This window comes from Streptomyces sp. NPDC107559 (genome assembly GCF_055657365.1).
On the sequence record NZ_JBVKBD010000001.1, the window covers coordinates 472355 to 487482 of the forward strand.

Genomic DNA, 15128 nt, shown 5'->3' on the forward strand with positions numbered 1-15128 from the left:
ATGCCGTACCCGACGTTACGGCGTGACCTTCTCGATCTTCACGCTCGCGATGCCCGCGACCGTGCCGCGCGCGTTCACCAGCTGGGCCTGGCCGAAGAACTCGCGTCCCTCGGGCGCCGGGGCCAGCGCGGTGACCGAACCGGAGACCGACGCCGAGGCGCCCGTGCCGAGCTTCACCGGCGCGGAGGCGTCGACGGAGACGGAGCCCAGGGCGGCGGAGAAGAAGACGTCCTGGTAGTCGTAGTCGGTCGAGCCGGCCGGGACGGAGTAGCCCGCGACCGCGATGGTGTACGTACCGGCGGCCGGCGAGGCGAGGGAGACCGCCTCCTCCGAGTCGCCGTCCGCGGACTGGGCGACCTGCTTGCCGGTGGAGTCGTAGACCGTCAGGTCGAGGTCGGCGGACGCGTCGGAGACGTTGCCGATGGCGACGTCCAGCGACTTGGCGCCCTCGGGCACCTCCACCGTGGTGGTCTGGGTCTCACCCTCCTTGATGGCGGGACGGGCCGACTTGGCCGAGCCGAGCGGGCCGCCCACCAGCGTGCCGTCGAGGGCCGCGAAGTTGTTCGTGACCTTCCAGGAGGCGGCGGACGGGACGCCCACCTTGGCCTCGGGCACGGTCACGGTCTCCGGGTCGAAGGCCGCACCGAGCACGGCGACGTCGAGCTTGTACGGGTTGTCGAGCAGCGGCGAGGTGCGGCGCGACTCGACCTCGATCTCCCACACGCCCGGCTGCGGGTCGGCGTACGCGCGCACGTCGGGCTTGCAGCCGTTGCCGTCGAGGTAGTTGTTGTAGCAGAACGGGGTGCTGGTGTTGTCGACCGGGACGCCGTACGGGTGGATCGCGATGAACCGGGTCTGGCTCTTGTCCTTCAGCCCGCCGATCGCGACCTCCAGCGACTTGGCGCCCGCGGGCACGGTCACGAAGTACGACTTCGAGCTGTTGCGCTGCACGGTGTCGGACGCGGCGTAGGTGTACTTCACCGGCGCCGAGACCACGACCGTGGTCAGGATCTGCTTGTCGGTGCCCTCGGTGCGCGGGTCGTCGACCTCGAGGATCGCGCTCTTGATGCCCGCGGACCTCGGCGCGGCCTGGACCTTGACGGTCACCGGCTGGTTCAGCGGCAGCTTCACCTCGTCGTCGCCGACGATCCGGAAGGTTCCGGCCGCGTTGTTGGCGAGGTGCAGGTCGTGCCGGATCGCCTTGGCGGAACCGGACGTACGGGTGATGGTGATGTCGTACGTCTTCTTGTCGCCGGCCTTGAGGCCGCCCTCGCGGTCGTAGAGGCCGGTGCCGAAGCCCGGCGTCTTCAGCGCGTAGTCGATCGCGGTGTCGACCGGGGCCTTGACGGTGTAGTCGTGGGCGGTGGCGCCGTCCTTGATGGCGTCCCAGGCGTCCACGATGTCGATGCTGCCCGCACCCTCCTCGTACGCCTGCACGTCCTTGATGTGGTGGGCGGTCGAGGTCAGCGCCGTGCGCAGGGTGGCCGGGGTGAGGGCGATGCCCTTCTGCTTCGCGGCCGACAGCAGCAGCGCCGAGGCGCCCGCGGCCTGCGGGGAGGCCATCGAGGTGCCCTGGAGCATCGAGTAGCCGGCCGGCAGGGTGTAGCCCGACTCGGCGACCGGGGCGCCCGGCAGCCAGGTCTGGGTGGTGTTGATGGCGGCGCCGGGGGCGACCAGGGTCGGCGTGAAGCCGCCGTCCTCACGCGGGCCGCGCGAGGAGAACGGCAGCAGCGCGTACTTCTTGGTCACGGCCGAGCCGTAGTTGGCGGCCCAGGTCTCCTTGGAGATGCCCGCGCCGACCGAGATGACCTTGTCGGCCAGACCGGGGTCGCCGATGGTGTTCGCACCGGGGCCGGAGTTGCCCGCGGAGATCACCAGCTGGACGCCGTAGGTGTCGATGAGGCGCGTGTAGAGCTCGGAGCGCGCGTTGTTGCCGTCGTTCAGCGCCGGCAGGCCGCCGATCGACATGTTGACGATGTCGACACCGCGGTTGACGACCAGGTCGATCATGCCCTCGGTGAGCGCCACGTTGGTGCAGCCGCCGGTCCAGGTGCAGGCACGGGACGAGACGATCTTCGCGCCCGGGGCCGCGCCGTTCATCTTCCCGCCGAACAGGCCGTTGGCGGAGGTGATGCCGGCGACGTGCGTGCCGTGCTCGGACTCGATGACGCCGATGTTGACGAAGTCGACCTTCTTGCCGACCCAGTCGCCGCCGTAGGGGTCCATCGGCACGTCCTTGCGGATCTGCACGACGAACGGCTGGCGCTCGACGACGTCGGTCGCCGGGTTGTCGGTACCGAAGTAGCCGACCTGGTAACCGTCCTTGTACGGCTTCATCGGCGTGTCGTCGGTGAAGTCGAAGTTGTTGTTCAGGTCGACCCGGACCGTGCCGGCCGCCGCGTCGTACAGCACGCCCCACGAGTCGGTGGTGTCACCGTCGCGGTTGGCGTCGCCGGCCGCGTCGCCGCCGACGGTGTACGACTCCTTGAACGTGCTGATCTGGTACGAGCCCGCCGGCGCCGTCCAGGTGCGGCCGCCGAAGGCGAAGGACGGCCCGGACACCGAAGTGACCATCGGGCGCCAGGTGTTGTCGCTGTCGACGATCGGGTCGGTCGCGGTCACCCAGTCGACGATCTTGCGCTCGCCGGTGGTGGTCTTCTGCAGTGCCGGGTGGCCCAGGTCCACGCCCGAGTCGAGGATGCCGATGGTGACCCCGCGGCCGTCCGCCTTCGGGTGGTCCTGCACGAAGTCGACGGCGCCGGTCTCGAAGGACGGGTTGTACGGGTTCTCGGCGGGCGTCTTCTTGCCGGGCGCCGGGTAAGTGACCGTCGAGGAGCCGGACTTCGCGCCCCGGGCGGTGTCCGCGGTGGGCGTCGGGTCGTCGAGCTTGATCTCCTGGCGCAGGTCGATGGCCTGCACGGAGGACAGCTTCGCGGCGGCGGCGATGGCGGCGTCCGCCTGGCCCGTCGGGACGGTGGCGCGGACGTAGCCGAGCTTGTCGTAGGTCCGGCCGACGGAGCCGCCCTTGACCGCGTCCAGCTTGTCCGCGACCTGCTCGGTCTGGCCGGGCGCGGTGGCGACCATCATCGTGACGGTCTTGTCGCCGTCCGCCTTGGCCGCGGCGAGCCGGTCGGCGTCGTCGGAACCGAGCTTCTCGTCCGCGGACTTGACACCCGGGTCCGCCGTGGCGGGGGCCTGGCCGGCGGAGAAGGCCATGGGTATCGGTCCCGCCGCGGACAGCGCGGCCACCAGACCGGCGGCCACGGCGATACGGACCACGCGTCTGGCGCCGGTTATGGGTTCACGCTGAGGGGTGAGGGTCATCGGCATCCCTTGCAGGTAAAGGAACGAGCGCGGTGCGACCGGCCCGATCGGCCCTGGTCGCGATCGTCCGGACTACGACCCCGGACGGTCGCTCAGCTTTACCCAAGGGGCAAGTGTTTGGGGAGGGTTGACCGAAACAAGATGAATGTATGGGGAAAACCCCCGATGGATTTTACGGACACCAGCGGTCATCCTGTGACATTCCTGTGGGCGATTCTCCGGAACCCCGCGCACGGAATGTCCACTTGAGTGAACGGGTGATCACACTTCGGGTTAACCTCGCCGGGTGCGCCAGAAGTTGAGGGTGGCGGCCTATGCCGTCTGCGTCCGCGAGGGGCAGGTCCTGCTCGCCCGGTCGTCCGCGCCCGACGGTACCCCCGAGTGGGTGCTGCCCGGCGGCGGCATGGAGCACGGCGAGGACCCGTACGACACCGTCCGGCGGGAGCTGGCGGAGGAGACCGGCTATCGCATCGAGGTCACCGGCCTGCTCGGGGTGCACTCCGTCCGGCACGCCGTCCCGCGCACGGGACTGCGCCGCGCCACCGACCACCACGGCGTGCGGCTCGTCTACGAGGGCCGGGTGGTCGGCGGCGAACTGCGCAACGAGGTCGGCGGATCCACGGACCTGGCCGCCTGGCAGGACCTGACGGCCGTGCCCGGCCTGCCCCGGGTGCCGCTGATCGACGTGGCGCTGACGCTGTGGCGCGGGCGTCCGGCCCCGGGACACCTGGGAACGGCCCCCGAGTAGGTCCGCCCTGCCGGAGCGCGGGTGCCCTTCGCGGGCGGCCGTGCCTGCCGGGGAGCTGCCGTGCTACCCCGGAAAATGAACGCGCAGTGACCGCGTACGGGCCGTTCGACGAGCGGTCGCGGACCTCCCGGGTGGTCCGTGATCCACGTACGGCGATGGGTGTCGCACGTTGCGGCCTCGTTCACGCCCAGGTCACCCCCGGTGCCAAGCATCCGGTACGAGTGGGCGGTTCGCCATCGGCGGGCGCCCGCGACCACCGCCGACGCGTTCGCACCCTGGGGAGATCGCGCCATGTCGCGCATACGCTCTGTGACCACGTCCCTGCCGGGAGTCGACCGGCGCTCCGTCCTCGCCGCCACCGCGGCCGTGTCCCTCGCGGCGGGCATCGGCTACGCCCTGCGGCCCGCCGACGGCCAGGCCGCGCCCGCGACCGTCCCCCAGGCCGCGCCCGCCGCCGACGTTCCCGCCACCGACGCCCCCCTCGCCTCGTCCCGCCCCGCGGCGGCCGCCGCCCTCGCCCCGTACACCCGGGGCACCACCCTGGCGACCGTCGCCGCCCCGCGCACCGCCTCCGGCTACCGCCGGCTCGGCGACGGCCCCGGCTGGCGGCGCGTCGTCCGCGACGACCTGGCCGCCGCCAGGGCGGGCCGCGCGGACCGCCGTACCGCGCTCGCCGCCTTCGTGCAGCTCACCGACCTGCATCTGATCGACAGTCAGCACCCGCTGCGGCTGGAGTTCCTGCGCTCGGCCGACATCGACCGCTGGCGGCCGCACGAGGCGCTGACCGTGCACGGCGCCGTCTCCCTCGTCGAGCGCGTCAACGCGCTGCGCGCCGGCCCCGTCACCGGTTCTCCGCTGCACTTCGCGATGACCACCGGCGACAACACCGACAACAACGCCCGTACCGAGCTGGAGTGGTTCCTGACCGTCATGAGCGGCGGCCGCATCACCCCGAACTCCGGTGACCCGCGGCACTACGAGGGCGTCCAGAACAGCGGCCTCAAGCTGTACTGGCAGCCCGACCAGGCCCTGCGCGACGCCGACAAGCAGCGCGGCTTCCCGTACCTGGCGGGCTTCCTCGCCGCCGCGACCCGGGAGCTGCACAGCCCCGGCCTGAACCTGCCCTGGTACTCGACCGTCGGCAACCACGACGCCCTGCCGCTCGGCTGCTACGCGCACGGCGACTCCTACCTCGCCGAGTACGCGGTCGGCGGCAGGAAGCTCATGACCCTGGACCCGGCCGAGGGGGTGAAGCTGGAGCGGCTCATCTCCGGGGCCACGGACCCCATGGGCGCGGCCTTCCGCGACCTGCTCAAGGCGCATGCCCGCGACATGCGCCAGGTCACCCCGGACGAGCGCCGTGCCCCCTACACCCCGGCCGACTACCTCAAGGCGCATCTGGACCCCGCGTACACCGGTCCCGGCCCGCTCGGGCACGGCTACTCCGCGGCGAACCTGTCGGCCGGCACCCAGTACTACAGCTTCCGGATCGCCGACGACGTGCTCGGCGTCAGCCTCGACACCACCGACCCGGGCGGCCACTACGAAGGCTCCGTCGGCACCGCCCAGCTGAAGTGGCTGGAGCGGACCCTGCGGGAGCACGCGGACTCGTACGTGATCGTCTTCAGTCATCACACCAGCGGCTCCATGTCGAACACCCGCCCGGATCCGGCCCGGCCGCACGAGGCCCGGCACTCCGGCGCCGAGGTCGTCTCGCTGCTCGGCCGCCACCGCAACGTGCTGGCCTGGGTGAACGGCCATATCCACCGGAACGTGATCACCTCGCACACGTCCGCCGCCGGGCACTCCTTCTGGGAGATCTCCACCGCCTCCCATGTCGACCACCCCCAGCTCGCCCGGGTGATCGAGCTCACCGACAACAAGGACGGGACCCTCTCCGTCTTCACCACCCTGATCGAGTCCGCCGCCCCGCACCGCACGGACTTCACCGACCTCTCCCAGACCGGCCTCGCGGCCCTCTACCGCGAGCTGGCCTTCAACACCCCGGGCGCCCGTACGCAGCGGGCCGGCGAGGCACGGGACCGCAACACCGAACTGGTGCTCAGGAAGAGCTGAGCGCGGCCGCGCCGACGCGGCGGGTGAGCCTCGCGCCGGCCCGGCCGCGCCGTCGGGCGGAGCCCCGCGGCGGGAGTGGACGTGTCGATGAGCTGCCACGGACACGAAGTACGGAGTTCACGCTCAAGCAATGTCGGTATCGCCTCATATCGGCTAACCCGCACTTCACGGGGATGGCCAGATATTTGTGCAAGGCGGGTGGTCGTGTGCGTACCGGACGCGGACTGCGGGTGCTGTCGGTCTACGAAGGTTTCTTCTCCGGCGGCGCCCGGATCGTGCACAGCGATGTGGTGCTGGGGCTGCGAGAAGGCGGACAGTATCAACGGGTCCTGAGCGTGTACGCGGAGGTGCACCGCGAGGCCACCCGGCAGCGGATGGAGAACGACGCCTGCTACCGGGCGCTGACCGCGGCCGGAGTGGGGGTCGGCTCACTCGGTCGTACGCTCGGCGTGAGAGGTGATTCGGCCGTTTTCAGCGGCCCGGAACTGGCCGAAACAGCGCGGGCGATGGCGGATGTCGACGTGATCCTGTCGCTCAAGGAGCAGCCCCTGTCCCTGCTCAACCAGGCGGGCCTGCCGCGCCGCCCGGTGGTGGTCGCGCTGCACCGTTCGGACCCCGAGAACCAGGGCCCGGCGCTGGACGAACTGCGGACCGCCATCGCCGACGGCACCGTGGCGGCCTGTGTCTGCTGCGCCGAGTCCACGCGGGCCGCGTACCAGGCCGCCGGGGTCCCCGCGGAACTGCTGCACGTGATCCCGAACGGGGTGGACCTGGTGCGCTTCCGGCCCGACCCGGCCCGCCGGGTCGCGCTGCGCGCCGAGCTCGGCATCCCGGACACGGCGCCGGTGGTCGTCCTGGCGGCCCGGTACGCGGCGATGAAGAACGTCCCGCTGTTCCTGCGGGCCGCCCGTGCCTGGCTGCGCGACCGGCCGGACGGGCACGTGCTGCTGTGCGGGGCGGGCATGACCGGCGCCAACGCGGAGCTCGGGGCGGACATCGCGGACGCCTTCGGCGGCGAGTGTCCGCCGGCCGGGCGGGTGCACCTGCTGGGGGTGCGGCGCGACATGGAGGTCGTGTACGCCGGGTCCGACGTGGTCGCGCTGACCTCGTCCTGGGGCGAGGCGGCCCCGCTGTGCCTGATCGAGGGCATGATGTGCGGCGCGGTCCCGGTGACCACCGACGTGGGGGACAGCGCGGCGATCGTGAACGGGCTCGGGTTCGTCACCGCGCCGGACCCGCAGACCGTGGCCCGCGCCTGGGACGAGGCGGTCGCGGGGCGCGGCGCCCTCGCACCGGCCCTGGCGGCCGCCCGCGAGCGCTTCAGCCGGACCCGCATGATCGCGTCGTACGCCGAGCTGATCGACCGCGTGCACGCGGGCGCCACCCGCCCGTCGCTCCCGGAGACGCTGTAGGACGGGCCCCGGGAGCGCGGAACGCACGAGGAGGGGCCGCCGGCTCGGCCCGGCGGCCCCTCCTGGTGCAGCCCCGGTCCGTCACTACCGGGGCAGCACCACGACATACGCGGCGGGTTCACGGTCCCGCGACGCCATCAGCGCCGTTCGGACCACCGCCGCCTGTTCCTCCATCGCGTCCCTGAGCCGCTTCGGGGTGACGTGGACGACCGTGATGCCCAGCCGCTCCAGGTGCTCGCGCTTGCGGGCGTACTCGGACCACAGCGCGTCCTCGTCCCGGCGGGGGGCGCGGGTGTCCAGCTCCACCGCCACCGCCTGCTCGGGCCAGTAGGCGTCCAGGCCGCCCAGGTGCGGGCCGCCCGGCAGCCGCAGGTCGACGTTCCAGACGGGGTCGGGCAGGCCGTGCGCGCTGACCATCCGGTACAGGCGGTCCTCGGCGACCGCCCGGCGCTCGGCCAGCAGCGCGTCCACGGCGTCCACCACATGCGCGCGGCCGAGCAGTCCCGCCTGGTTCAGCTCCCGCACGACGACCGAGGGTTCGCAGCGGCCGCCGTGGACCGCCTCGGTCAGCAGACGGCGTACGGCGTCCGCGTCCGCGATCCTCGCCACCGCGTCGGCCAGGGCGCGCGGGACCGGGGCCACCGGCAGACCCGTGACCTGGTCCGGGACGGGCAGGTCCGCGGTGCGCACGATCCGCGCGCAGCCCGCGGAGCGCAGCCGCCGCAGGCGCGGGACCAGGACGTCGAGATGCTCCAGGGACGGCAGCGGGGGAGCGCCGGCGAAGCCGTGCAGGGTCAGCGCCGCCAGACCCGTGATCATCGCGTCGGCGTAGTACGGACGGTGGGGTTCGTCAGCGCTCGGCTGCGTCGGCACCGCGGGGTGTGCCGACTCGCGGGCCGCGTACATGAGCACCGCGTGCAGTCGTTCCTCACTGGTCGGTGGGCCGGGACGGAGCAGGAACACGCCCGGCAGGAGCTGTTGCCAGGGGCCGCCGGCCCGGCACCGCTCGTTCGCCTCGGCGGGCGGGACGCCGTGGGCGCGGAGCTGGTGGGCCGTCATGACACGGCGGTGCACCTCGAAGGGGCGGCGCACGGGGCGGGGGGACAGCGGGGGGAGCGGGGTGTTGTGGTTCATGACCCGGAGGTTCCCGTGCCGGGTCCGCCCCGTAACCCCTGTTACACAGCTGTCGTCAAATATGGACAAGGTGGCACTAAAGGACGGGTGTTCGGGTGCCGAAAAGGCGCGGAAAACCCCTGGTCCGTTCGGGGCGGACCAGGGGTTACGGTTCCTATTGCCTGAATTCCGTAACGGCTATTTCCTGAATTCCGGAACAGCTGTGGAGTGTTCGGTCCCGGGGCTCAGGCGTCCGCCGCCGCGTCGCAGGCCTGTCCGCGCAACGCGCGCGCCAGGTCGTCCCGCGCCTCCAGCACCAGCCTGCGCAGCGCCGGAGCCGCCTTCTCGTGGGCCGACAGCCAGGCGTCGGCGGCGTCCAGCGTCTCCTGGGAGTCCTGGAGCGCGGGGAACAGGCCGCGCACCACGTCCATACCGATCTGGATGGACCGCTCGGACCACACCCGGTCGATGACCGCGAAGTACTTCTGCGTGTACGGCGCGAGCAGATCCCGCCGGGAGGGCTGGGCGAAGCCCGCGATCGTGGCCTCGACGAGCGCGTTGGACAGCGCGTCCGACTCGACCACCTGAGCCCAGGCCTGCGCCTTGACCGCCGCCGAGGGGCGGGCGGCCAGACAGCGGACCTGGTGGCGCTTGCCGGACGCCGTGTCGTCGCGGGCCAGTTCGGCGGCGAGCGCCTTCTCGTCCGCGACCCCGTGCGCCGCCAGCGGCCCCAGGAACGCCCAGCGCAGCTCCTGGTCGACCACCAGCCCCTCGATCTCCTCCGTCCCCTCCAGCAGGTCCTTCAGCAGCTGGAGGTCGGCCGGAGCGGATGCCACGGTCGCGAAGAACCGCGCCCACGCCAGCTGGTGTTCGCTGCCCGGCTCGGCCGACCGCAGCTCGGCCAGCGCGCCGTCCGTGAGCAGCCGCTCGCCCGTCCCGCGCCACTGCGGTGCCACATAGTTGACCAGCGCGGAGTCGGCCCAGGCGTGCAGCATCTGGAGCACGCCGATGTCCGACTCGCGGCCCGCGAAGCGCAGCACCAGGTCGACGAAGTCCCGGGCCGGCAGCAGCGCGTCCCGGGTCAGGTTCCACAGCGCCGACCAGCACAGGGCGCGGGCCAGCGGGTCGGTGAGGTCGCCGAGGTGGGCGCGCAGCGTCTGGAGCGAGGTGTCGTCGAAGCGGATCTTGCAGTACGTCAGGTCGTCGTCGTTGACCAGGACCAGCTCCGGCGCCTGCGCTCCGGCCAGCTCCGTCACGACCGTACGCGGTCCGTCGACATCCGCCTCCGCGCGCGCGTACCGCTCCAGGGCGCCGTCCGCCGTGCGCCGGTACAGGCCGATCGCCACCCGGTGCGGGCGCAGCTCGGGGTGGGACTCGGCGGCGTCCTGGAGCACGGCCAGCTCCGCGACCAGGCCCTGCTCGTCCAGCAGCACCTGCGGGGTCAGCGAGTTGACGCCGGCCGTCTGGAGCCAGGAGCGGGCCCATGCGGCCATGTCCCGCCCGCTGGTCTCCTCCAGCACCGACAGCAGGTCGCCCAGCCGGGTGTTGCCGTAGGCGTTGCGCTTGAAGTAGCGCCGGGCGCCCTCCAGGAACGCGTCCTGGCCGACGTACGCCACCAGCTGCTTCAGGACGCTCGCGCCCTTGGCGTAGGTGATGCCGTCGAAGTTGAGCTTGGCGTCCTGCAGGTCGCGGATGTCGGCGGTGATCGGGTGGGTGGAGGGCAGCTGGTCGGCGCGGTAGGCCCAGGCCTTGCGGCGGTTGGCGAAGGTGATCCAGGCGTCGGTGAAGCGGGTCGCGCCGACGTTGGCGAAGGTGCCCATGAAGTCGGCGAAGGACTCCTTCAGCCACAGGTCGTCCCACCACACCATGGTGACCAGGTCGCCGAACCACATGTGCGCCATCTCGTGCAGGATGACGTTCGCGCGCGCCTCGTACGACGCCTGGGTCACCTTCCCGCGGAAGATGTACTCCTCGCGGAAGGTCACCAGGCCCGGGTTCTCCATCGCGCCGAGGTTGTACTCCGGCACGAACGCCTGGTCGTACTTGCCGAACGGGTACGGGTAGTCGAAGTGGTCGTGGAAGAAGTCCAGCCCCTGCTTGGTGACCAGGAAGACGTCGTCGGCGTCGAAGTAGGGCGCCAGGCCCTTGCGGCACAGGGCGCCGAGCGGGATCCGCAGCGTCGTGCCGTCGGCGAACGTACGGGAGTAGGAGTCGGTCACGTAGTGGTACGGGCCCGCCGTCACACAGGTGATGTACGTGGAGATCGGCTTGGTCTCGGCGAACCGCCACACCCCGTCGGTGAGTTCGCCCGCCCCGTTGCTCCACACCGTCCAGCCCTGCGGCGCCCGTACCTCGAACCGGAACGGTGCCTTGAGGTCGGGCTGCTCGAAGTTGGCGAAGACCCGGCGGGCGTCGGCCGGCTCGTACTGGGTGTACAGGTAGACCTCGCCGTCCTCGGGGTCGACGAAGCGGTGCATGCCCTCGCCGGTGCGGGAGTACGCGCACTGCGCGTCGACGACCAGTTCGTTGTCGGCGGCGAGGTCCTCCAGCAGGATCCGCGACCCGTCGAAGACGGCCCCCGCGTCGAGGTCGCGGCCGTTGAGCGAGACGGCCGTCACACTCGGCGCGACCAGGTCGGCGAAGCTCGACGCGCCGGGTTCGGCGCACCGGAAGCGGATCGTGGTCACCGAACGGAAGGTGCGCGGCTCCTCGTCCCCGTCGCCGACGGCGGAGCGCAGGTCGAGGGACACCTCGTACCCGTCGACGGACAGCAGGGCGGCCCGCTCCCGGGCCTCGTCACGGGTCAGATTCTCACCGGGCACGGGCGGCACTCCCTCTGGATGTGTCGGACACGTCATGGGACACGACGGAACAGGACCGATCCTGCCATGCACCCCTGACGCCGGGCACGAGGGAATGCGGCGGCACAGGCCGGTGTTGCCAATCCCCGAACCCCGTATCCCTAGGAGAGCCATGTCCGACACCGCTTCCGTGTCCGCCAAGACCCCCGTCGACTTCTGGTTCGATCCGCTGTGCCCCTGGGCGTGGATGACGTCCCGGTGGATGCTGGAGGTGGAGAAGGTCCGCGACATCGAGGTCCGCTGGCACATCATGAGCCTGGCCGTGCTGAACGAGGACCGGTTGGAGGAGCTGCCGGAGGAGTACCGGGACATGCTCGAGACCAAGGCGTGGAAGCCGGTGCGCGTGGTCACCGCGGCCTGGCAGAAGCACGGCGCCGACGTCCTCGGCCCGCTCTACACCGCGCTCGGCACCCGCTTCCACAACAACGGCGAGGGTCCCACCCTGGAGGCCATCGCCGCCGCCCTGGCCGACGTCGGCCTGCCCGCCGACCTGATCGACTACGCCGAGCAGAAGGACTTCGAGTTCGACGCCGAGCTGCGCGCCTCCCACAAGGAGGGCATCGAGAAGGTCGGCCAGGACGTCGGTACCCCGGTCATCGCCGTGCCCGGCTCCGACGGCGAGCAGATCGCCTTCTTCGGCCCGGTCGTCACCCCCGCGCCCAAGGGCGAGGAGGCCGCCCGCCTCTGGGACGGCACCCTCGCGGTCGCCTCGGTCCCGGGTTTCTACGAGATCAAGCGCACCCGGACCAAGGGCCCCGACTTCAGCAACCTCTGAGGGGTCGTGGCCGCCCGGGGGCGGTCACGGTGTCCCGGGCGGGGCGGGCAGCCGGAATCTCTCCGGCAGGCTCGCCCCGTCCCGCTTGGCGTACCAGCGCTGCACACGCAGACAGCCTGCGGCGGTGCAGCGCCAGAAGTCGTGCACGTACGGGTCCTCGACGAGGGTGCGCACGGCGTCCTTCTCCTCGTCCGTCAGCGGTCTGAAGTCCTGCATGTCCCCGCAGTTGCGGCAGTCCAGGTACTTGGTGGTCACCCGTGCCTCCGTCCTGTCGCCTCTCTCGTACCACCGGCACGGCGGTGCGCGCCACGGTGCGGATGCGCGTACGGCACAACGCCGAAGGGCCCTCGCGCGGTGGACGCGAGGACCCTTCGGCGTTGCGGCGAGCGTTCAGCCGCGGGCGCGGGCCCGCTGCCTGGCGTAGCCGACGGCCGCCAGGAACACCGTCATCGCGCCCGTCGCGTACAGCTGCACACGGGTGTCGGGCTCACGGGCCATCAGGACGAAGATTCCCGCCATCCCGGCCAGCGCCACCCAGGTCAGGACCGGGAACGCCCACATCCGCACGGCGAGTTTCTCCGGCGACTCCTGCTCCAGCCGGCGGCGCAGCCGCAGCTGCGAGACGGCGATGAAGAACCAGACGACCAGGATGACTCCGCCGATCATGTTCAGCAGCCAGGGGAAGACGTCGTCGGGCCGCCAGTAGCTGAGGACCACGCAGCCGAAGCCGAAGACGCAGGAGGCCAGTACGGCCACGCGCGGCACCCCGGCGGACACCCGGCCCAGCGCCTTCGGGCCCTGGCCGCGCTCCACCAGCGAGTACGCGATGCGCGAGGAGCCGTAGATGTTGGCGTTCATCGCGCTCAGCAGCGCCACCAGCACGACCACGTTCATCAGCTGGCCGGCGCCCGGGATGCCGAGGTGGTCGAGGGCGGCGACGTACGGGCCCTTGTCGACGACCTCCTTCGAGTCCCAGGGGACCAGGGTGACGATCAGCGCCATCGACCCGATGTAGAACACCGCGATGCGCCACATCGCCGTACGGACCGCGCTCGCCACGCCCTTGACCGGGTTCTCCGACTCGGCGGCGGCGATGGTGACCGTCTCCAGGCCGCCGTAGGCGAAGACCGAGGCGAGCAGGCCGATGACCAGGCCCTCGCCGCCGTTGGGGAGGAAGTCGGTGAGGTTGGAGACGCCCGGGGAGTCGGTGCCCGGCAGCACGCCCGCCACGGCCAGCCCGCCCAGCACCAGGAACAGGCTGATGGCGCCCACCTTCAGGGCCGCGAACCAGAACTCGAACTCGCCGAAGTTCTTCACCGCGGCCAGGTTCGCCCCGCAGAAGGCGACCATGAACAGCGCCACCCAGGCCCACTCGGGGGTGCCGGGCAGCCAGCCCGTGACGATCTTCGCGGCGCCGATGCCCTCCAGGCCGACCGCCGTGCACAGCAGCACCCAGAAGGACCAGCCGGCGGTGAAGCCCGCCCAGGGGCCGATCGCCCGCTCGGCGTGCGCGGAGAAGGAGCCCGAGGACGGGTGCGCGGCGGACATCTCGCCGAGCATCCGCATCACCAGCATCACGAGGAGGCCGGAGACGGCGTAGGCGACGACGATCGACGGCCCGGCGGCGGCGATGCCGGCGCCGGAGCCGACGAACAGTCCGGCGCCGATCACGCCACCGAGGGCGATCATCGACAGATGGCGCTGCTTCAGTCCGTGTGCGAGGGATCCGGAGGCGGAGGAGGCGTCGTCGCGCCTGTCCTGCTGCGGCGGCGTCTCGACCGTGGTGTTGTGGGGCATGGGCGCGGCTCGTCCAGTGCGTGAGAGGGCTGCGAACGCCCACAGTCTGGACAGCCCATCCGACTGCCGGGAAGGAGTGCCCGATATTCGGACACTCACTTCACGTGCCGTGATCCTCCGGTCACGCCGGAACCGAGGTGTAGTGAGAGGCGTCACCCTCGATCGCGTAGCTCTCCTTGCCCTCGATGCCCACCGGCACGTCACCGGCGACCGTCACCCGGTGCAGCCGCCGGGGCGCGCGGTCGTAGTTGTCGACGGCGTAGTGCTGGGTGATCCGGTTGTCGAACAGCACCAGCTGGTTCTCCGACCAGCGCCAGCGCAGGACGTTCTCCGGCCGGGTGACGTACGCCTGGAGCAGGTCGAGGATCTTGCGGGACTCGCCCGGCGACAGACCCACGATCCGCTGCGCGAAACCGCCGACGAACAGCCCGCGCTCCCCGGTCAGCGGGTGCACCCGGACCACGGGGTGCACCGTGCGGTACTTGATCGACGTGAACCGGGCGCGTTGCGCGGCCTGCTCCTCGTCGATCTCCTCCTGCGGCACGGCGTAGTCGTAGTCGTTGGTGTGCTCCGCCCACAGCGTGTCCGCGAACCGGCGCAGCGGTTCGGGCAGGTCACGGTAGGCGGCCGCCGAACTGGCGATCAGCGTCTCGCCGCCGTACGGCGGGACGGTGATGCTGCGCAGCGTGCTGGCCTGCGGCGGGTTGAGGACGAAGGTGACGTCCGTGTGCCAGTGGTTGGCGGCCCGGCCGCGCTCGCTGTCGACGGGCAGCACGTTCGGGGCGCCCTCGACCGCGTCGACGGTCGGATGGGCGGTCGTCAGGTCCCCGAAGCTGCGCGCGAAGGCCTGCTGGCCCTCGTCGTCCAGCCCCTCGGCGTCGAAGGCCAGCGCCCTGTGCACGTCGAGCGCCTCGCGCAGCGCGGCGACGGTCTCCTCGTCCAGCGGCCGGGTGATGTCGACGCCGAGGACCCGGGCGCCGATGTTCGCGGTGATCTTCTGGATACGTACGTCGGTCATGACG

The 15128-nt window shown here is 71.6% G+C and carries 10 protein-coding genes; 4 read left to right on the plus strand and 6 right to left on the minus strand.

Annotated features, from left to right (window positions below; all coding sequences use genetic code 11):
• Window positions 1-15: 15 nt before the first annotated feature.
• On the minus strand, window positions 16-3324 hold the full coding sequence (locus ACZ7OY_RS01960; RefSeq protein ID WP_471909584.1) for a S8 family serine peptidase: 3309 nt from the start codon (window positions 3322-3324) through the stop codon (window positions 16-18).
• Between the two features lie 304 nt (window positions 3325-3628).
• Here ACZ7OY_RS01960 and ACZ7OY_RS01965 point away from each other — a divergent pair, with 304 nt between their 5' ends.
• The 3 genes from ACZ7OY_RS01965 (at window position 3629) to ACZ7OY_RS01975 (ending at window position 7560) form a co-directional block, all read left to right on the plus strand.
• A complete protein-coding gene (locus ACZ7OY_RS01965; RefSeq protein ID WP_471910352.1) occupies window positions 3629-4072 on the plus strand; it encodes an NUDIX hydrolase in 444 nt (147 codons plus the stop codon).
• A 291-nt stretch (window positions 4073-4363) separates the two neighbouring features.
• Entirely contained in the window at window positions 4364-6148 is a 1785-nt protein-coding gene (locus ACZ7OY_RS01970) for a TIGR03767 family metallophosphoesterase (RefSeq protein WP_471909585.1), read from the plus strand.
• Window positions 6149-6378: 230 nt separating this feature from the next.
• On the plus strand, window positions 6379-7560 hold the full coding sequence (locus ACZ7OY_RS01975) for a glycosyltransferase (protein WP_471910353.1): 1182 nt from the start codon (window positions 6379-6381) through the stop codon (window positions 7558-7560).
• Between the two features lie 84 nt (window positions 7561-7644).
• Here ACZ7OY_RS01975 and ACZ7OY_RS01980 read toward each other — a convergent pair whose 3' ends face one another.
• Entirely contained in the window at window positions 7645-8694 is a 1050-nt protein-coding gene (locus tag ACZ7OY_RS01980) for a hypothetical protein (RefSeq protein WP_471909586.1), read from the minus strand.
• Between the two features lie 224 nt (window positions 8695-8918).
• Window positions 8919-11495, minus strand: a complete 2577-nt coding sequence (gene pepN / locus ACZ7OY_RS01985) for an aminopeptidase N (protein WP_471909587.1) — start codon at window positions 11493-11495, stop codon at window positions 8919-8921.
• 151 nt (window positions 11496-11646) lie between these two features.
• On the opposite strand from pepN, the gene ACZ7OY_RS01990 reads away from it, so the two are divergent.
• A complete protein-coding gene (locus ACZ7OY_RS01990; protein ID WP_351601247.1) occupies window positions 11647-12309 on the plus strand; it encodes a mycothiol-dependent nitroreductase Rv2466c family protein in 663 nt (220 codons plus the stop codon).
• Window positions 12310-12333: 24 nt separating this feature from the next.
• On the opposite strand, the gene ACZ7OY_RS01995 is transcribed toward ACZ7OY_RS01990, so the two are convergent.
• The 3 genes from ACZ7OY_RS01995 to ACZ7OY_RS02005 all read right to left on the minus strand — a co-directional run bounded on the left by ACZ7OY_RS01995 (window position 12334) and on the right by ACZ7OY_RS02005 (window position 15124).
• On the minus strand, window positions 12334-12564 hold the full coding sequence (locus ACZ7OY_RS01995; RefSeq protein WP_471909588.1) for a hypothetical protein: 231 nt from the start codon (window positions 12562-12564) through the stop codon (window positions 12334-12336).
• A gap of 135 nt (window positions 12565-12699) precedes the next feature.
• The gene (locus tag ACZ7OY_RS02000; protein ID WP_471909589.1) at window positions 12700-14106 is read right to left on the minus strand and encodes an amino acid permease; all 1407 of its coding nucleotides are present in this window, start codon (window positions 14104-14106) and stop codon (window positions 12700-12702) included.
• 121 nt (window positions 14107-14227) lie between these two features.
• Window positions 14228-15124 (minus strand): TauD/TfdA dioxygenase family protein, encoded by an 897-nt coding sequence (locus tag ACZ7OY_RS02005; RefSeq protein ID WP_471909590.1) that lies wholly within the window; start codon window positions 15122-15124, stop codon window positions 14228-14230.
• Between the last annotated feature and the right edge of the window lie 4 nt (window positions 15125-15128).